Source organism: Streptomyces sp. NPDC021749 (assembly GCF_040640655.1).
In the GTDB taxonomy this organism is placed as follows: Bacteria; Actinomycetota; Actinomycetes; order Streptomycetales; family Streptomycetaceae; genus Streptomyces.
The window spans coordinates 21,628-39,332 of sequence record NZ_JBFACE010000056.1; the positions used below are offsets into that span (position 1 = coordinate 21,628).

Below are 17,705 nucleotides of genomic sequence, written 5' to 3' on the forward strand. Positions count from 1 at the left end.
GGCCGGCCGAGAACCCGGCCCGGGAACTGGCTGCCGCCCCGTTCCGAGCAGCGATCGGGCCCCGTACCACTCGTTGGTACGGGGCCCGATCGCTACTCGAAAGCACTGCTACTGCCCGGAAAGCACTGCTGCTCGGACAGCGTTGCCCGGAACGGGGGCAGGGTCAGCCCGCGGTGCCGTACATCCGGTCGCCCGCGTCGCCGAGGCCCGGCACGATGTAGCGGTCCTCGTTCAGCCGCTCGTCGACCGCCGCGGTGACCACGGTCACCGGCGTACCGGCCAGCTCCTTCTCCATGACCGCGACGCCCTCCGGCGCGGCCAGCAGGCAGATCGCGGTGACGTCGTCCGCTCCGCGCTTGATCAGTTCCTGGATCGCCGCGACCAGCGTGCCGCCGGTGGCCAGCATCGGGTCGACGACGTACACCTGGCGGCCCGAGAGGTCGTCGGGCATCCGCGTGGCGTAGGTGTGCGCCTCGTAGGTCTCCTCGTTGCGGACCATGCCCATGAAGCCGACCTCGGCGGTGGGCAGCAGCCGCACCATGCCGTCCAGCATCCCCAGACCGGCCCGCAGGATCGGGACGACCATGGGCCGCGGGTGCGAGAGCCGCACGCCGGTGGTCGCCGTCACCGGCGTCTCGATGTCGACCTGTTCGGTGCGCACGTCCCGGGTGGCCTCGTAGGCGAGCAGGGTGACCAGCTCGTCGGCGAGCCGCCGGAAGGTGGGGGAGTCGGTGCGCTTGTCGCGCAGAGTGGTGAGTTTGTGCGCCACCAGCGGGTGGTCGACGACGTGGATCCGCATGACATCGACAGTAACCGAGCCGGAGGACCCGGGCGCCCGCCGTGCACCGCCCGACCGCCGGCCACGATGGCGCGGCCCGGCTGGCATCACCCCACCGGATCGGGGGAAAGTGGGCACGTACGCCCGATCGTCCGTCCCGTCCTCGGGCGCAGTCCTCGCCGAGGTGGTGTGCAGCGTGCCCGACCCCCAGTCGACCGACGACACCGACGTCACCGACGACACCGACGAAGCCGGCAATGCCCGGCCCGCGGCCCGGAGGACCGGCCGGGAAGCCGCCCCGGACCACGGCCCGTTCGACGGCGCCGGCACCGCCCCCGACCTCTCCCCCGGCCCCGACGCCGACCCCGAGAGCGAGGCGGCGCGCCGACGGCGCCGGGCGCAATTCCTGCGCGAACTGCACGAGGCGAAGGAGCTCCGCAACCGCGTCCAGCCGCGCCGCGTACGGGCCGAGCGGATGCGCCAGGCCCTGCGGATGCGCTCTTTCCGCTGGTAGCCGAGGGCATTCCGCTGAGAGCGGAACAGGCCCCGGGGCCCGGTGATGGTGCGGCACGTGAGCGACATCTCGCACAACCTCCGCACGACGCAGCGTCGAAGACCCCGCGCGAACGCGTTGTTTCTGCCACGATTCCGAAGGGGCGGGACCACCGGCGTGCACGCCGCCCCGTCCCGGCCCGGCACGCCTATGACCAGTGGGAGAGTCACGGTGTACTTCGCCGCACTGCTCGCGCGCACCGAAGACGGGTGGGAAGCGAGCGATACGGAGCTCGACAATGTGGAGACGCTGACCGATCTGGCCGATCTGGCCCGAGAGGCAGCGGTCGACGACGACACGGTGGTGGCCTTGCTGGAGCAGGAGGACGCCTGGTTCGGGGTCGTCCGGGTGGACGGCGACGACGACCCCCGCATCTTCGTCTCGAACGCCGCCGCCGCGGCCCGCAGCTCGTACGGGTCCCTGCTGACCGACGAACTGCTCGGGCGGGACGACACCGTCGAGGACGACCTCGACAGCCTCGACCTGGACGGAACGGAGGACGGCGAACCCGGGGCCCAGGACGCGGACGGCGAGGTGGACACCGAGGCCGGCGCCCCGGCCCCGGCCGGCCCGCTCGGCGACGCCGGTCTCCTGGACGATCTGGGCGTCGACGAGAAGCAGCTGCTGGCCCTGGACGGCGATGCCCTCTCGGAGATCGCCGACGCCCTGGGTTGCACGGACGTCCTGGAGGCCGTCCGGTAGCCGGGCTGCGGGCCGCCCGGTGGCCCGGTCTGCGACGGCCGGGTGGGCCACCGGCGGAGCCCGGTGTCCCGGAGCGGGCCCCGGGGCCCGGTGGGGCGGTGGCGGCTGTCGCCCGGCCCCGCCCGGCCCCGCCCGGTCACCGGCACCCGCCCCGGTCACGGACACTGGGTGGCATGAGCGCCCCCGCCCCCCGGTCCGGCCCGCTGCCCGACGTCCCGCCTCCCCCGGCGCCCGCTCCGCTGGGCGATCCGCCGCCGGATCCGTTGCGCGATCCCTGGATCGCGCCGATGCGGCTGGCGCTGGGCGAGGCCGCCCGCGCGCCCGGGACCGGCGACGTCCCGGTGGGTGCCGTCGTGCTGTCCCCGGACGGTACGGTCCTCGGCACCGGTCACAACGAACGGGAGGCCACCGGCGACCCGACCGCACACGCCGAGGTCCTCGCCCTGCGCGCGGCGGCCGAGGCCGTCGGCGAATGGCGGCTGACCGGCTGCACGCTCGTGGTCACTCTCGAACCGTGCACGATGTGCGCCGGCGCGCTCGTCCTCTCCCGGGTCGACCGGGTCGTCTACGGCGCCCGCGACGCCAAGGCCGGCGCGGCCGGTTCGCTCTGGGACGTGGTACGTGACCGACGTCTCAACCACCGCCCCGAGGTCATCACCGGCGTCCTCGAAGCGGACTGCGCGGCCCTGCTCACCACGTTCTTCCGCGACCGCTGACCGGCCGCCGGCCGGCGGCGAACTCGTGGCCGACCAGCGGCGGGGCCGCGAAACCGCCGCGCCACCGCGCCGTTCGTCCCGCCCCCGGGAATCCGATTTCGGTGCACGGCCCCCCGTGGGCTAAGCTCTCTCTCGGTAGCGTGTCCGAGCGGCCGAAGGAGCGCGCCTCGAAAGCGCGTGAGGGGGCAACTCCTCCGTGGGTTCAAATCCCACCGCTACCGCTCAAGGGCAAAGGCCCCGATCCCTTCCGGATCGGGGCCTTCGTCATGTCCGGGGTGGCGGCTAGGCGTTGCGCCGGCCGCGCAGTGCACGGCGGACGAAGTGCACGATCAGCCAGATCACCAGGACGATGAGGACCAGGAAGACGACGAACAGGACGATCAGGAAGATGCCGAGCTTCTTGAAGAAACCGCGCTTCTTCTTGGCCTTGCCCTTCGCCTTCGCCTTCCACGTGGACTTCTTGTCCTTGTAGACGACCTTGACGTGCGACGTCGAGTGGTGCGAGCCGTGCGACGTGCGGAACGAGTGGAACGCCCCGTGGTGCCCGTAGGCGGCGGGCTGCGCGGGGGCGGCGGCGACCGCACGCACGGCCTCAGCAGGCACGGCCTCGGCGCGGACGGCCGTGGTGCGGACGGTCGCGGTACGGACGGTCTCCGGGGTGGTGCGGCCGGCCGCCGCGGCCGGTGCGACGGCGGCGGCGAGCAGGCCGGTCAGCAGGGCCAGCACCACCGCCGCCCGCCGGCGGGCGGCGGACGGGCGCGGTGAACCGGAGCCGGATCGGGCGGAGTTCACGGGCGTGGATGCCGGCGTGGATGCGGGTGTGGATACGGGTGTGGATGCGGGTGTGGATACGGGTGTGGGTGTGTGCGTGTGCGGGTGCGTGTGCACGGTGGTCCCCCTGGGTTCGGACGTTCAGGCGTTCAGGCATTCAGGCGTTCAGGCGTTCAGGCGTTCGAGCCTGCCGGTGTTCAGGCGTGGTGGTCCGCGGAGGGCAGTCCGGCCGAGGCCTCGACCTCCATGAGAGAGGCACTGTGCCGCTCCGCGTCGAAGGCGGCCCGGCCTCCGCGTAGCCCGAACAGCCGCTTGGTGAGCGCGATGTAGAGCACCGCGAGGATGTTGACGACGAGCGTGGCGATCTTGAGCCAGCTGACCTTCTCGGTGAGCTCGTAGATCTCCAGCGGCAGGAAGGCGGCGGTCGCCACGACCGTCAGGTATTCCGCCCACCGCTTGGCGTACCAGAGCCCCACGCCCTCGACGATCTCGATGACGGCGTAGACCAGCAGCGCCGCGGCCACCAGCACCAGGGTGGAGTGGCGGTAGCCGAAGGTCTTCTGGATGGTGCCGACGACCGGGGAGTGGTCGAGGTCGTAGTGGAAGTGCCGGGCCACCGGGCGGAGCACGGCGATGTACTCGTCGAAGAACCGGCGGACCGCGTCCTTGCGGTTGCTGAACTGCCAGACGCCGACGGCGGCCAGCACGATGAAGACGCCGCGCACCGCCCGTTCGACGGCCAGGAAACGCAGGATGAACAGGTCGCGGAGGACCTTGCCGCGCGGGACGAGGGGGGCGTCGGCGGCCGGCCCCGTGCCGTGCGGCTCGCCGAGCGCGAAGTCGCCGCAGCGCAGACAGCGCCAGGCCTCGCCGAGCGCGGTGTCGGCCCGCAGGTTCTGCCGGAGGTGCTCCTCGGTGGGGAGGTAGGTGATGTGCCCGCGGCGCGCGCAGGTACGCCGGTCCCAGTCCATCTTCATCGTCGGAGCCCGTGGTCCTTTCGTCGTCCCCGACGGCCGCCCGCACCGCGCCGCGGCGCGCCGCCGCGCGTCTTTCTGTCGCGTACATGATGCATGGACGCCGCGTCGTACGAGGTGACAGACGCGGGGACGGCGGGTGGCGGTTGCGTGGGGGCTCCGGCGCGCGGGCTCGGATGCGTGGGGGCTCCGGCGCGCGGGCTCGGATGCGTGGGGCTCCGGCGCGCGGGCGCGGATGCGTGGGGCTCCGGCACGCGGGGCCTCGGATGCGTGGGGCTCCGGGGGTCCGGCGCGCGGGGGCTCGGATGCGGGGCGGCTCCGGGCGACGGCGGGCCGGTCGGGGGGAGCGGCATCAGGGGAGCCGCTCCCCCCGGTGCGGACCGAAGCCCCGAGCCCACGCCGCTGCCCGGAGGGACCTGCGGCGTGGACCCCGCAGCGAGACCCTGGTCCCGGGCCCACGGATTCCTGCCAGATCCGTCGGGCCACCGCTTTCATGGTGCCTGCCGGGCCCGCCCCGACGGCCCGGCAAAGGGCCTTCCTCCACGGGCCTTTCGTCCATAAGGTCCGGATCAGCCCCCGGGCCGGCCCGGCCGCCCGGGAACTGTGCGTACTCCCGGCTCCCGGGATCGAACACGTGTGGTTACACTCGCCCGACTGCATCCGGCCGCCCGCACCGCCGCGGGAGCCGCAGGTACTGCCGCAGGAGACTGCCACAGGGGAGACGGGACGATGGCGCAGGCGAAGAAGATCGTGTTGTACATACTCATCGTCTTCGTGCTGTACACGATCATCACCTCCCCCCAGCGTGCCGCCCAGCTGGTCCAAGTAGGCTTCGAGGGCATCTCGTCCGCTGCTCAGGGCGTCGGCGAGTTCATGACCCAGCTGATCAAGTAGGTCCGCCCGTCCTGGGCCGGCCCGTTGGTCACCCGCCGCACGGAGGCCCCTGTGATCCGCCACCTGGTCCTGTTCAAGCTCAACGACGGCGTCTCCCGGGACGAGGAGCGCGTCCAGGCGGGCGCCCGGGCCTTCGCGGCCCTCAAGGACGAGGTCCCGGAGCTGACGTTCTGGGAGTGCGCCTGGAACATCACCGACCGCCCGATCGCCTACGACTTCGCGATCAACTCGGCGGTGGCCGACAAGGACGCCCTCAAGCGGTACATCGAGCACCCGGCCCATCAGGCGGCCGCGGCCCAGTGGCGGGAATTCGCCACCTGGGTGATCGCGGACTACGAATTCTGAGCCGCGGCGCCCCGTACCCGTTCCCCCGGAGCCCCTCGGCGCACCTTCCGCGCCGGTTCCCCGTACGTTCACCGGAGCCCCTCGCCCTCCCACGGGCGGGGGGCTTCCGCGTGCCCCGCCGCACGCCCTCGACGCCCCCCGCACACCCCCTCCGCGCCCCCGCTCACCACCCCTCTCACCACCCAACTCTCTCTTCAACACGGCGTTATGGGGTGCTTGCACACAGTGCACATGTCTTGTGATGCTATGACCGCTTTTGCCGGATACATGCACTGCGAGTCCCTGCACCGCCGAGCACTGGAAGGGTGGCGTGACCGTGACGGCCCGTACTGCGCCCAAGGCTCCGTCCCGCGAGAGCCGGAGCGCGGACACCCGGGCGCTCACACAGGTGCTGTTCGCCGAGCTGTCCGACCTCGAACCCGGCACCCCCGAGCACACCCGCGTCCGTGCCGCCCTGATCGAGGCCAATCTGCCGCTGGTCCGCTACGCCGCGGCCCGCTTCCGCAGCCGCAACGAGCCCATGGAGGACGTCATCCAGGTCGGCACGATCGGCCTGATCAACGCGATCGACCGGTTCGACCCGGACCGCGGCGTCCAGTTCCCCACCTTCGCGATGCCGACCGTCGTCGGCGAGATCAAACGCTACTTTCGAGACAATGTCCGTACGGTCCATGTGCCGCGCCGCCTCCACGAGCTGTGGGTGCAGGTGAACGGCGCCACCGAGGACCTGACGGTGCTGCACGGCCGCTCCCCCACCACCGCCGAGATCGCCGAACGGCTCAAGATCGGCGAGGACGAGGTGCTGGCCTGCCTGGAGGCCGGCCGCTCGTATCACGCCACCTCACTGGAGGCCGCCCAGGAGGGCGACGGCCTGCCCGGCCTGCTGGACCGCCTCGGATACGAGGACCCCGAACTCGCCGGTGTCGAGCACCGCGACCTCGTACGGCACCTCCTCGTCCAGCTCCCCGAACGCGAACAGCGGATCCTCCTGCTGCGTTACTACAGCAATCTGACGCAGTCCCAGATCTCCGCCGAACTGGGGGTGTCGCAGATGCATGTCTCCCGGCTACTGTCGCGGAGCTTCGCCCGCCTGCGATCCGCAAACAGGATCGACGCATAACCGGGACGGGCGACCTGTTCCTGCGCAGATATGTCGACAAGGCGCTACAGCGCGTTGCCGACATGTGACATTCTGCAGGAACCGCGTTTGCCGTAGCGCTGCCTCCGGTATTCAGGTGGAGGCATCACTTCCCGGTCCGCCTCGGTCCGGGACGCCGCAGCGATCCGTCCGCGACCTCAAGGGGGTGGCATGTCCGTAGAACTGGGCAGCTCGAAGGTGCTTCCTGCGATTCCCGCGCCCGCACCGCACGTGCATGACGACGACGCCATCAACACCCGCACGCTCTCCCGCTCCCTGTTCCTGCGGCTGGCCTCGCTCGACAAGGACTGCGCGGAGCGCACGTACGTGCGTGACACGCTCATCGAACTCAACCTGCCGCTGGTGCGCTACGCCGCGGCCCGCTTCCGCAGCCGCAACGAGCCGATGGAGGACATCGTCCAGGTCGGCACGATCGGTTTGATCAAGGCGATCGACCGTTTCGATTGCGAACGCGGGGTGGAATTCCCGACCTTCGCGATGCCGACCGTCGTCGGCGAGATCAAGCGCTTCTTCCGCGACACGTCGTGGTCGGTACGGGTCCCCCGCCGGCTCCAGGAGCTCCGGCTCGCCCTCACCAAGGCCAGCGACGAGCTCTCCCAGAAGCTGGACCGCTCCCCGACCGTCCCCGAACTCGCCCTGTGCCTGGGCGTGTCCGAGGAGGACGTGGTCGACGGCCTGGCGGTCGGCAACGCCTACACCGCCTCCTCCCTGGACTCCCCCTCGCCCGAGGACGACGGCGGCGAGGGCTCCCTCGCGGACCGCCTCGGCTACGAGGACAGTGCCCTGGAGGGCGTCGAGTACCGCGAGTCCCTCAAGCCCCTGCTGGCCAAACTCCCCGCCCGGGAGCGCCAGATCATCATGTTGCGCTTCTTCGCCAACATGACCCAGTCGCAGATCGGCGAAGAGGTCGGCATCTCCCAGATGCACGTCTCCCGCCTGCTCACCCGCACCCTGGCGCAGCTGCGCGAGGGCCTGATCTCCGACTGAGGAACGGTCCGCCGAGGGGCCCACGACGCTCCCCGCCGCTCGGCGGACAGTTGAAGACTCCGGAGACCCACCCCCTGACGGGACCCGTGCCGCACCGGCTACGGGGCCCGCTTTCGGCATGCCCCCGTGCCGATGCCCCAACCGCCGTGCGTGTCAGGCCACTTGGCGCGAAGTGACGCCGGCCCGCCGAACCGTCACCACCTCCCTATACACCTGACGCTCCGTCAGTAACACTGTGCCGATGCGACGACGGACGACAACGACCCTCGCCTCCGCCTCGGCGGCCGTGCTGTGTCTGGGTGTCCTGCTCACCGGCTGCGAGGACGCGGCCGACCGGGGCCATGTCGCGGTGGGTGCGGCCGGCCCGGGCGACGCACAGGCGCCGCAGCGCCCCGTACCGCCTCGTGACGGCATCGAGTTGACCCCGTACGACGGGAACGGGGGCGGGGACGGCGGAGGCAGCGGAAGCGGCATGGGGCACGGGGACGGCAGGAGCTCTGGGAGCGGCAGCGGCGGGGCCCGTTCCGGCCGTACGGAGGCGGGGACCGGCTCGTCCGCCACAGCGCCCGGGGCCTCCCGGCCCGGTGGTGGCTCCACTGGGGGCCAGAAAGCCCCCTCCCCCGGCTCTCACGGCCCTCACGGCTCTCATGGGACGCCGACGCCCACGCCGCGGCCCGACGACCCCGCCCAGCCCCCGCACCACGGCTCCCCCGCACCGCCCAAGCCCGGCGTCCCGGCCGGCCCGGACGCCCCCAGCGGCCCCCTGGTCGGTCACCCCGTCCTCGCCGGCAGCGACGTCCGCTGGTGCCAGAACGTCAGCCTCGACTTCGTCAACATCGGTGACCACCCCGTCACCACCGGGAAGGTCACGTTCGGCAGCCACGTCATCGGTTCCCTCGGCATCGACTGGGCGACCCTCACGTCCACGCACGAGCTCCCGCTGCCGCTCGCCCCGGGCAAGAAGCGGACCGGCAGCTGGCGGGTGTGTGTGGACGCCTGGCGGGTTCCGCTGGGCATGCACCTCGACACCAGGGACATCACCTTCGCGTGGGGTTCGTGAGGGGGGTTCGCCTCGCCTGGGCACGCCTGGGCGCGTAGACGACCCGTGCGTAACGGGACGCGCGGGGCGCGGGCTCGTGGCTCGTGGCTCGTGGCTCGTGGCTCGTGGCTCGTGGCTCGTGGCTCGTGGCTCGTGGCTCGTGGCTCGTGAAATTTTCCGCCCGGATGGCGAGGCGTACCGGCGGGTGCCACGGTCGATACAGATAACGCACGCCACACACGGCCGACCGCGGCCCGCGAACGGCGGACCGCAGACCCGCAGGAGATCGCCATGCCGCGCATCACCCCCAACCTCTGGTTCGACACCCAGGGCAAGGAGGCCGCCGAGTTCTACTGCTCGGTGTTCCCGAACTCGAAGATCACCGCCATCACGCACTACAACGAGGCGGGCCCGCGCCAGGCCGGCACCGTCCTGACCGTCGAGTTCGAGCTGGACGGCCAGCCGTACGTCGCGATCAACGGCGGGCCGGAGTTCACGTTCACCGAGGCGATCTCGCTCATGGTCAACTGCGCCGACCAGAAGGAGATCGACTACTACTGGTCCAAGCTCTCCGAGGGTGGCGAGGAGGGCCCCTGCGGCTGGCTGAAGGACAAGTACGGCCTGTCCTGGCAGGTCGCGCCGGGCGGAATGGCGGAGCTGCTGAACGATCCGGACCAGGAGCGGGCGGCCCGCGCCATGAAGGCCATGTTCAGCATGAAGAAGATCGACATGGCCGCGCTGGAGGCCGCGGCGGACGCGACGTAAGAGGTGGCCTGGGGCGGTTACTGCCTGCCGTCGCTGCCGTCGCTGCCGTCGCTGCCGTCGCTGCCGTCGCTGCCGTTGCTGCCGTTGCTGCCGTTGCTGCCGTCCGGACGTTAGCCGGGTGTTAGTTGATCAGCAGTGCGCGCCGGGAGTCTGGTGTCAGCGGGCCGATGGACGGGCCGTGACCGTACCGACGCTGCCAGGGGGACTCCCGATGTCGCACCACACCATGCTCCGCCGCGGACGGAAGGCGGCCGCCGCCACCGTGATCGCCGCCGCCGCGCTGGCGCTGACCGCCTGCCAGGGCAACTCGCCCACGGCCGACCCCGCGGGCTCCCCGAGCCCCGTGTCGTCCGCCGGCTCGGGTGGTGCGTCCGGGGCGGGTGGTTCGTCCGGGTCGGGTTCGGATGCGGGTGCGTCCGGCGGCCAGGGTTCCGGTACGACGTCGGGCGGCGGTTCCCAGGCCGGCAAGAACGGCTCCGGCACGGGCGGCAGCGGCGGCGGCTCGGCCTCGCGGAACTCCTCGAAGGCAGGGGCCGCCGCCCGGTGCACCACCGGTGGCCTGCAGGCCGGGTGGGGCTCGTCGGGCGGCGGCGTCCCGGACATGCACAGCGACGCGCAGCAGAACGTCACCGTGTGGCTGAAGAACACGGGGCACAGCGCCTGCACGATCAGCGGCTTCCCCGGCGTGCAGATCAAGGCGAACGACGGCCGGTCGATCGACCTGCCGCGCTCCTCGAAGAAGCCGGCGCCCGTGACGCTGAAGCCCGGCGGCACCGCGTCCTTCACCATCACTTTCCTGCCGTCGGTCAGCTCCGAGGACAAGAGGATCGCGCCGAGCACGGTGCTGGTCACACCGCCGAACGAGAAGCAGCACTTCCAGCTGAAGTGGCCTTACGGCGGCGCCGTCCTCGACCAGTCCGGCGCCACCCACCCGGGCACCTACGTCAACCCGGTCAACGCCGCCTGACCTGCCCCCTCGACGCCGTCCCCCCACCGCCGACGCGCCGGCCGTGCCCTCACACGGCCGACGCGGCGGCCGTGCTCTCACACGGCCGGCGCGTTCGTCGTCGTACGCCCGGCGCGGCCGTCGTCGTACGCCCGGCTATCTGACTCAACTCCCGTACGCCGCCCCGGGAATACCTCCCCCACCCGCCACGTTGTGGCCCCGCAGGGGGCCCGTGCGACCCTTACGGGATCTGTTCGACTGTGCCCTACGGGGGCCGCCGGGCCGGGTGCGGTGCGCGCCCTGCGCGTGCCGTACGGCCCACGGGATGTCCTACGCGTCGTCGGAGGCCGGCCCCGTCTCGCCGTTCACTACTCGTTGTCGGGCCGACGAGGCGTCACGAAGGATCCCATCCCGGGCGTGGTGACGATGAGCCCTTCCTCCCGAAGGGCGGCGGTGACCTTTCGAACGGTCACGCGCGCGACGCCGAATTCCTGCTCCATCCGCACCTCGGAGATCAGATGCTTCGGCGGATACGTGCCGTCCGCGATCCGCTCGCGGATCACGTCGGCGATCTGCTCCCACTTGGGCCGCTTGAGCTCTCCCCGGAGCTCCTTCGAGACGAACGAACCCATTCCGGGCTCGGTGTAGATCAATCCCTCTGCCCGCAGTCCGCGGTGCACCTTCTGGGCTGTCACCCCAGCAATGCCGAACTCTTCCTGCAGTTGGAGCACCGAAGGGATGCGGCTCCCGGCCGGGTACGTGCCCGCGGCGATGCGCTCGCGGATCACATCGGCAACTTGGTGCCATCTGGGCCGGTCCGGGGCGAATTCGATCACTTGAGCACGCTAAGCAAGGCGCTATACAGTGAGCGAGATATTTCAGTGGTAGACACCTATAGCACCCATAGATATGCTGGCCGATGGAAAGACCCCGGCGGGTGCGCCAACACCCCCGGGGCATGGCCAACGCTGCGCAAGGAGCGTCGACATGCTGAACCTTATGCGCCGCACCGTCGCCCGGTTAAGGGCACGGCATCACCTCGCCACCCCCACCCTCCCCCAACCGGCCCGCCCTCACCCACCTCAGCGTCCACCCCGCCGCCCCGAATCCCCCCTCGACGGCGACGCCAGCCTCCTCGTACGCCCCTACCTCCTCCTCCACGAGCGGCAGCAGGCCCACCGCGAGCGGGTCTTTCTGCGGGAGATGGCGGTTGCGTCATGAGGCGTAACGGCATGCGGTTGCTGCCCTGGAGCGGGCCGGACGGGCAACCGTGCTATCTGTCCACCGACGGCAGCGGCGGGTTTCTGGCGCAGCTCGCCGACGACATGGAAGAGGTACAGGTGAGCACCGGCGAGGAAGTGTTGGAGCGGGCGACCGAACTGCTGCGGGGTCCGGCAGAGCCGTCTGCCGACGAGCTCCGGTTCTGCGTCCACAGGCTGTGTGAAGCGCTGCGGGATGCTCTGCGGATCGTCGAGAGTCGGGCCGGTCGCGCGGAGTAGGCGCCCTCGGAGGCGCGAAGCGCGGAGAGCGGAAGCGCGGAGAGTGAACGGGGCGGGGCCCGGCGGACGTTGCTGCCGGGCCCCGTTTGCGTAAGACCGAGGACTGGAGATCAGGGCGACGCGTTACGACAGCGCCAGCCACGCCGCGCCCGCGACGACCAGGACGGCGACGAGGATGCCGACGATCACGCCCACGCGCGGGCCGGCCGACTGCTGCGGGGCCGGGGCGCGGCGGCCGCCGGTCTGGGGGGTGCCGCCCTCGTCCACGAAGGCACGGAACATCTGCGTGCTGCCCGCCGGGTCGTAGTTCCCGTCGGCCTGGTTCTGCGGGTTGGTCGCCATGAGGCAGGACCCTAGCGAACCGGGGGCCCGGGGGCACCCCTGGGGCGGGTGTGGGGCGACCGGCGGAGAAGGGGGACGGGCGGACCGATGAGGAGGGTCGCCCGCGTGAGGTGTGCCACTGGTGAGTGATGTGGTCGTGTTGTGGGGATACGGGGGTCGCATTCCAGCCACCCCTGCGGATCTGCGACTTTAAGCAGGCCCGCCCACTCATTGACGGATTCGCGACGCGACCTTGAGCCACCCTTTGCCTGTACATGCCACCTATTCGTTTGCCTTCAGCAACCAACTGCGCCTATGGTTGCCCCAAGCAACAAAAGAAGTGCGATCGAGCTGAGCGATGGATGCGTGGAGGAGCCGGTGGCCGCTCACAGTCAGTACGAGGAGCTGGCCAGGCAACTCAGCGCCATCGGGGCCGTCAAGCGGGAGATGGGGCGGGTCCTGCCCCAGGACTGTCCGCCCGCCTCGGCCGGTGTGCTCGCCCTTCTCGACCGGCACGGCGAGATGCGGATGAGTCAGCTGGCCGAGCTGCTGGCGATCGACATGTCCGTCACCAGCCGGCACGTCGCGCACGTCTGCGAGCGCGGCTGGATCGAGCGGCAGCCCGATCCGGCGGACAAGCGGTCGCGGCTGCTGCGCCTGACCCCGAGCGGCAGGGAGGTCCTCCAGGAACTCTCCGCGCGCTACACCGCCGCGCTCGCCCGGCATCTCGGCGACTGGAGCGACGACGACGTCGCCCTCCTCAACGAGCTGCTCGCCCGGCTCCGTACGAGCTTCGGCGACTGCCGGTCCCGGGCGCACCACGACTCCCGGGCACACCACGACTCCCGGGCACACCACAACTTCAGCACCCGTACACCCGCAGGATGAAAAGGAACCACATGGCTACGACCACACCAGCCGGTGTGCGGGGCGGCCACGCCAAGCATGGAGGCGGTCATCACCACGCCTCCGACGGGGCCCCCATGACGCACCGTCAGATCATGGAGGCGCTGTCCGGGCTGCTGCTCGGCATGTTCGTCGCCATCCTCTCGTCGACGATCGTGTCCAACGCGCTGCCGGAGATCATCCACGACCTGGACGGCGGGCAGAGCGCCTACACCTGGGTCGTGACCGCCTCGCTGCTGGCGATGACGGCGACCACGCCCCTGTGGGGCAAGCTCTCCGACCTGTTCAGCAAGAAGCTGCTGGTGCAGTTCGCACTGATCATCTACGTCGCGGGGTCGGTCGTCGCCGGCCTGTCGCAGAACACCGGCATGCTGATCGCCTGCCGCGTCGTGCAGGGCATAGGTGTGGGCGGTCTGTCCGCCCTGGCCCAGATCGTGATGGCCGCGATGATCTCGCCGCGGGAGCGCGGGCGTTACAGCGGCTACCTCGGCGCCACCTTCGCCGTCGCCACCGTCGGCGGCCCGCTGCTCGGCGGCGTCATCACCGACACCAGCTGGCTCGGCTGGCGCTGGTGCTTCTACGTGGGTGTGCCGTTCGCGGTGATCGCCCTGATCGTGCTGCAGAAGACCCTGAAGCTCCCCGTGGTCAAGCGTGAGGGCGTCAAGGTCGACTGGGCGGGCGCCTTCTTCATCAGCGCGGCGGTCTCACTGCTGCTGGTGTGGGTGACGCTGGCCGGCGACAAGTACGACTGGCTGTCGTGGCAGACCGCCGCGATGGTCGGCGGCGCGGTGGTGCTCGGCGCGGTCTTCGTCCTCGTCGAGACCAAGGCCAAGGAGCCGATCATCCCCCTGCGGCTGTTCCGCAACAAGACGATCACCCTGGCGTCGGTGGCCTCCCTGTTCGTCGGTATCGCGATGTTCACCGGCACGGTCTTCTTCAGCCAGTACTTCCAGCTGGCGCGCGGCAAGTCGCCGACGATGTCCGGCATCATGACGATCCCGATGATCGGCGGCCTGTTCGTCTCCTCGACGGTCTCCGGCCAGATCATCACCAAGACCGGCCGCTGGAAGGCCTGGCTGGTCACCGGTGGCGTACTGCTGACCGCCGGCCTCGGCCTGCTGAGCACCATCCGCTACGACACCGAGTACTGGCACATCGCGATCTTCATGGCGCTGATGGGTCTCGGCATCGGCATGATGATGCAGAACCTGGTCCTGGCCACGCAGAACCAGGTCGCCCCGTCGGACCTCGGTTCCGCCTCGTCCGTCGTGACCTTCTTCCGTTCCCTCGGTGGTGCGGTGGGCGTCTCGGCCCTCGGTGCGGTGCTCGCCAACCGCGTCACCCACTACGTCAAGGACGGCCTGGCCGACCTCGGCCCCAAGGCCGCCAAGGCCGCGGCGCACGGTGCCGGCAAGAGCGGCGGCGGCATCCCGGACCTGGACGCCCTCCCGGCGCCGCTGCGCACCGTCATGGAGAGCGCCTACGGCCACGGTGTCGCCGATGTGTTCCTCTACGCGGCGCCCTGCGCGCTGCTCGCCTTCCTCTTCACCCTGTTCATCAAGGAGGTCGCGCTGAAGACGCGGGGCGGACTGGCCCAGAGCTCGGAGAACGCGGGGAGCGGTACGGGCGCGGTTCCTTCGGCGACCTCGTCGGCGATCCCGGCGGCGGCCCCGTCGGCAACCTCGTCGGCGGACTCGTCGGCGGCCTCGGCGGAGTCGACGCTTCCGCTGCAGGCCGCTGCCGCCGCGGCCGGTCCGGTTGCGGAGCGGGAGCCCGCCCTGGTCGGCGCCACCCCGGTGACCTCGGACGACGGCGGCCACACCCCCTCGTGGGCGCAGCCGGCCGCGCAGCCCGTGCAGGGCTACGCCTCGGCCGGTGGCGGCGACGCCGTTCCCGCCGGGCCGTCCGTCCACGGCTTCGTGCGCAACGCGGAGGGCCACCCCGTCCCGCGCTCCGCCGTCACGCTGATCTCGCTCGGCGGCCGTCAGCTCGGCCGCGCGGTCGCCCAGGCCAACGGCTCGTACGTACTGAACGCCCCCGGCGCCGGCTCGTACGTGCTGATCGCGGCGGCCGACGGGCACCAGCCGCAGGCCTCCACGGTCGTCGTCGGCGAGACGCCGTACAGCTACGACATCCTGCTCAGCGGCACCAGCGGCCTCGGCGGCCAGGTCCGCAGCGCGGTCACCGGCGAGCCGGTGGCGGACGCCATGGTCGTCGTGACCGACGTGCGCGGCGAGGTGCTGGCCACCGGGAAGACCGGCGCCGAGGGGGACTTCTCCTTCGACGAGCTGGCCCCCGGCACCTTCACGGTCGCGGTGAACGCCGCCACCTACCGGCCGGCCGCGCTGCCGGTCGAGGTCGGCGGCCAGGGCACCACCCGCATCGAGGTCGAGCTGCTGTCCGGCGCGCGGGTGCAGGGCGTCGTACGGGCCGGTGCGGACCGCCGCCCGCTGCCCGACGCCCGGGTGACGCTGGTGGACGCGGCCGGCAACGTCGTCGCCACCTCCACCACCGGCGACGACGGCGCGTACGCCTTCACCGACCTGGACGCCGGTGACTACACGGTCATCGCGAGCGGCTACCCGCCGGTGGCCACCGGCCTCGCGGTCGACGCCCGCGGGGTCGACGGCTACGACGTCCAGCTCGCCCATCCCGGGGACTGACCCGGGGGCTGCCCCGGGGACTGACCCGGGACTGACCCGGGGACTGACCCGGGGCCCGGGTCCGGGGCCGGGTCCGTCCGCCCGTCCGTCCGTCCGTCCGCAGGACCGTCCGTTTACGTACGGCATGGCGACGGAGCAGGCCGGGCAGCAAGACCCCGGACCGGGACGCGCGGTGAGCGGAGACGCGTCCCGGACCGGACCCCAGGGCTCCGGCGGCGGTGTGGCACACAGGCAGGGGACGGCCTGCACACCGCCGCCGGGGCCCGACACCCGGCTCCCGGACCTGCGGGCTTGCGGGCTTGCCGGGCCCGGCACCCGTGCCTCGGGACTCCGGGCCCAACACCCGGGCCTCGGGCCTCGGGCTCCGGGCCTCGGGCCTCGGGCTCCGGACCTCGGGGCTCCGGACCTCGGGACTCCGGACCTCGGGACTCCGGACCTCGGGACTCCGGACCTCGGGACTCCAGACCTCCGGGGTCCGACACTCCCCCGAGCTCCCGGCTCAGCCGGAGTCGGAGCCGGGGTACGACCAGCAACACACGGGAGAGGCAATGACTTCGACGGGCGCGGGAGCTGCGGGCGTGAGGGCGCAGATCCGCACACGGGACGGCTGGGCGGTGCAGCACGCCGTGCTGACCGTCACCGACATGACGGGCACGCAGGTGCTGCGCGCCGCGGCGGACGAGGACGGCGCCGTCCGCAGTGAGGCGCCGCTGCCCGCCGGTCCGTACACGGTCATCGTGACGGCCGTCGGCTACGCGCCGGTCGCCTCCAGCGCGATCGTGACGGCGAGCGGCCGGATGGAGGTGGGCAACGTCGTGCTGGCCCGGCAGGGCGGGGCCGAGCTGCCGCCGCCCGGCGCCTGGACGATCGACCCGATGCACTCCACGGTGGGCGCGGTCGCCCAGCACCTGGGCATCTCCAGCGTGCACGGCCGGTTCACCGAGTTCAGCGGCCGCATCGAGATCGCCGAGGACCTGGGGAAGTCGCGGGTCGATGCGGTCATCAAGGCGTCGTCGATCGACACCGGCAACGGCATGCGGGACGGGCATCTGCGCAACGAGGACTTCCTCAACGTCGAGGTGTACCCGGAGATCACCTACCGCAGCACCGGACTGTCACCGGCCGGCCCGGACCGTTGGACCGTGCACGGCGACCTGTCCCTGCACGGCGTCGTGCGCCCGGTGGACCTCGAACTGAGCTACCTCGGCACCGGGCCCGACCCGTGGGGCGGCGTCCGGGCGGCCTTCCGCGCCACCGCCGAACTGCGGCGCGAGGACTTCAAGATGAACTACAACCAGGTCGTGGCCGCCGGTATCGCCGCGATCGGCACCACGCTGAAGGTCGAACTGGACATCCAGGCAGTGCAGGGGGAAAACCTGCCGATGGCGTGAGGCGGGACGTACGCGGAGGGCATACGCGGAGGGCGTGGGCTGGGGGAGCTGGGGGAGCTGGGGGAGCTGGGGGAGCTGGGGGAGCTGGGGGAGCTGGGGGAGCGTAGGCGGAGGGCCTGGTCCGGTCGCGGGGCGGTACCCCGTGGCGGGAATGCCTTTCCGCCCCGCCGCGTTGTGGCCCGCAAGGGGCGCTGCGAACCCCTAGATGAATGAGTCCAAGGGGTGCCGTTGCGGTCAGTGATCATAGGCGGTCAGTGATCGCTTGACTGGCTGCCCTGTCTTGTCGTTGTGCCAGA

Annotated in this window: 19 protein-coding genes, 1 tRNA gene and 1 pseudogene; 15 read left to right on the forward strand and 6 right to left on the reverse strand. The window is 71.5% G+C overall.

The features are described from left to right. Positions 1-163: 163 nt before the first annotated feature. A complete protein-coding gene (gene upp / locus AB0G35_RS34010; RefSeq protein WP_360957656.1) occupies positions 164-799 on the reverse strand; it encodes a uracil phosphoribosyltransferase in 636 nt (211 codons plus the stop codon). Positions 800-974: 175 nt separating this feature from the next. On the opposite strand from upp, the gene AB0G35_RS34015 reads away from it, so the two are divergent. The 4 genes from AB0G35_RS34015 to AB0G35_RS34030 all read left to right on the forward strand — a co-directional run bounded on the left by AB0G35_RS34015 (position 975) and on the right by AB0G35_RS34030 (position 2,970). After that, on the forward strand, positions 975-1,292 hold the full coding sequence (locus AB0G35_RS34015; RefSeq protein WP_360957658.1) for a hypothetical protein: 318 nt from the start codon (positions 975-977) through the stop codon (positions 1,290-1,292). Positions 1,293-1,502: 210 nt separating this feature from the next. After that, positions 1,503-2,033: a hypothetical protein gene (locus AB0G35_RS34020; protein WP_360957701.1), complete on the forward strand. Its 531-nt coding sequence runs from the start codon at positions 1,503-1,505 to the stop codon at positions 2,031-2,033. Positions 2,034-2,206: 173 nt separating this feature from the next. Beyond that, on the forward strand, positions 2,207-2,749 hold the full coding sequence (gene tadA, locus AB0G35_RS34025; protein ID WP_360957660.1) for a tRNA adenosine(34) deaminase TadA: 543 nt from the start codon (positions 2,207-2,209) through the stop codon (positions 2,747-2,749). A 134-nt stretch (positions 2,750-2,883) separates the two neighbouring features. Then, positions 2,884-2,970 (forward strand) — tRNA-Ser (locus AB0G35_RS34030). 61 nt (positions 2,971-3,031) lie between these two features. Here the strand turns inward: AB0G35_RS34030 and AB0G35_RS34035 are convergent. Both AB0G35_RS34035 and AB0G35_RS34040 read right to left on the reverse strand, forming a co-directional pair. Beyond that, on the reverse strand, positions 3,032-3,541 hold the full coding sequence (locus AB0G35_RS34035) for a hypothetical protein (RefSeq protein WP_360957662.1): 510 nt from the start codon (positions 3,539-3,541) through the stop codon (positions 3,032-3,034). Between the two features lie 176 nt (positions 3,542-3,717). Continuing rightward, complete coding sequence (locus AB0G35_RS34040) at positions 3,718-4,497, reverse strand: DUF2127 domain-containing protein (RefSeq protein ID WP_360957665.1); 780 nt, start codon at positions 4,495-4,497, stop codon at positions 3,718-3,720. 747 nt (positions 4,498-5,244) lie between these two features. Here AB0G35_RS34040 and AB0G35_RS34045 point away from each other — a divergent pair. The 7 genes from AB0G35_RS34045 (at position 5,245) to AB0G35_RS34075 (ending at position 10,650) form a co-directional block, all read left to right on the forward strand. Further along, on the forward strand, positions 5,245-5,388 hold the full coding sequence (locus AB0G35_RS34045) for a hypothetical protein (RefSeq protein WP_360957707.1): 144 nt from the start codon (positions 5,245-5,247) through the stop codon (positions 5,386-5,388). Between the two features lie 51 nt (positions 5,389-5,439). Next, the gene (locus AB0G35_RS34050) at positions 5,440-5,733 is read left to right on the forward strand and encodes a Dabb family protein (RefSeq protein WP_030417058.1); all 294 of its coding nucleotides are present in this window, start codon (positions 5,440-5,442) and stop codon (positions 5,731-5,733) included. Between the two features lie 310 nt (positions 5,734-6,043). Beyond that, positions 6,044-6,853 carry an RNA polymerase sigma factor SigF gene (locus tag AB0G35_RS34055; RefSeq protein WP_030415862.1) on the forward strand — a complete coding sequence of 270 codons (810 nt, stop codon included), beginning with the start codon at positions 6,044-6,046 and terminating at the stop codon, positions 6,851-6,853. Between the two features lie 189 nt (positions 6,854-7,042). Next, positions 7,043-7,879, forward strand: coding sequence for an RNA polymerase sigma factor SigF (locus AB0G35_RS34060; RefSeq protein WP_026169669.1), 837 nt, complete (start codon positions 7,043-7,045; stop codon positions 7,877-7,879). Positions 7,880-8,120: 241 nt separating this feature from the next. After that, positions 8,121-8,939 carry a hypothetical protein gene (locus AB0G35_RS34065; RefSeq protein ID WP_360957669.1) on the forward strand — a complete coding sequence of 273 codons (819 nt, stop codon included), beginning with the start codon at positions 8,121-8,123 and terminating at the stop codon, positions 8,937-8,939. 270 nt (positions 8,940-9,209) lie between these two features. Further along, complete coding sequence (locus AB0G35_RS34070) at positions 9,210-9,683, forward strand: VOC family protein (RefSeq protein WP_360957672.1); 474 nt, start codon at positions 9,210-9,212, stop codon at positions 9,681-9,683. 211 nt (positions 9,684-9,894) lie between these two features. Next, on the forward strand, positions 9,895-10,650 hold the full coding sequence (locus AB0G35_RS34075; protein ID WP_360957674.1) for a DUF4232 domain-containing protein: 756 nt from the start codon (positions 9,895-9,897) through the stop codon (positions 10,648-10,650). Between the two features lie 347 nt (positions 10,651-10,997). Here AB0G35_RS34075 and AB0G35_RS34080 read toward each other — a convergent pair whose 3' ends face one another. Continuing rightward, positions 10,998-11,261, reverse strand: a complete 264-nt coding sequence (locus AB0G35_RS34080; protein ID WP_360957704.1) for a GntR family transcriptional regulator — start codon at positions 11,259-11,261, stop codon at positions 10,998-11,000. Continuing rightward, positions 11,259-11,465, reverse strand: a pseudogene (locus AB0G35_RS34085) (winged helix-turn-helix domain-containing protein); the annotation flags it as partial. The gene AB0G35_RS34080 and the pseudogene AB0G35_RS34085, both read right to left, overlap by 3 nt. 396 nt (positions 11,466-11,861) lie before the next feature. Between AB0G35_RS34085 and AB0G35_RS34090 the strand changes: the two are divergent. Beyond that, positions 11,862-12,128 (forward strand): hypothetical protein, encoded by a 267-nt coding sequence (locus tag AB0G35_RS34090; protein WP_360957677.1) that lies wholly within the window; start codon positions 11,862-11,864, stop codon positions 12,126-12,128. A 123-nt stretch (positions 12,129-12,251) separates the two neighbouring features. Here the strand turns inward: AB0G35_RS34090 and AB0G35_RS34095 are convergent, their stop codons facing one another. Then, complete coding sequence (locus tag AB0G35_RS34095) at positions 12,252-12,470, reverse strand: hypothetical protein (protein WP_360957680.1); 219 nt, start codon at positions 12,468-12,470, stop codon at positions 12,252-12,254. 357 nt (positions 12,471-12,827) lie between these two features. Here AB0G35_RS34095 and AB0G35_RS34100 point away from each other — a divergent pair, with 357 nt between their 5' ends. The 3 genes from AB0G35_RS34100 (at position 12,828) to AB0G35_RS34110 (ending at position 17,409) form a co-directional block, all read left to right on the forward strand. Then, the gene (locus AB0G35_RS34100; RefSeq protein WP_360957683.1) at positions 12,828-13,337 is read left to right on the forward strand and encodes a MarR family transcriptional regulator; all 510 of its coding nucleotides are present in this window, start codon (positions 12,828-12,830) and stop codon (positions 13,335-13,337) included. An 11-nt stretch (positions 13,338-13,348) separates the two neighbouring features. Further along, on the forward strand, positions 13,349-16,018 hold the full coding sequence (locus AB0G35_RS34105; RefSeq protein WP_360957686.1) for an MFS transporter: 2,670 nt from the start codon (positions 13,349-13,351) through the stop codon (positions 16,016-16,018). A gap of 548 nt (positions 16,019-16,566) precedes the next feature. Continuing rightward, a complete protein-coding gene (locus AB0G35_RS34110; protein ID WP_360957689.1) occupies positions 16,567-17,409 on the forward strand; it encodes a YceI family protein in 843 nt (280 codons plus the stop codon). The last annotated feature ends 296 nt before the right edge of the window (positions 17,410-17,705 follow it).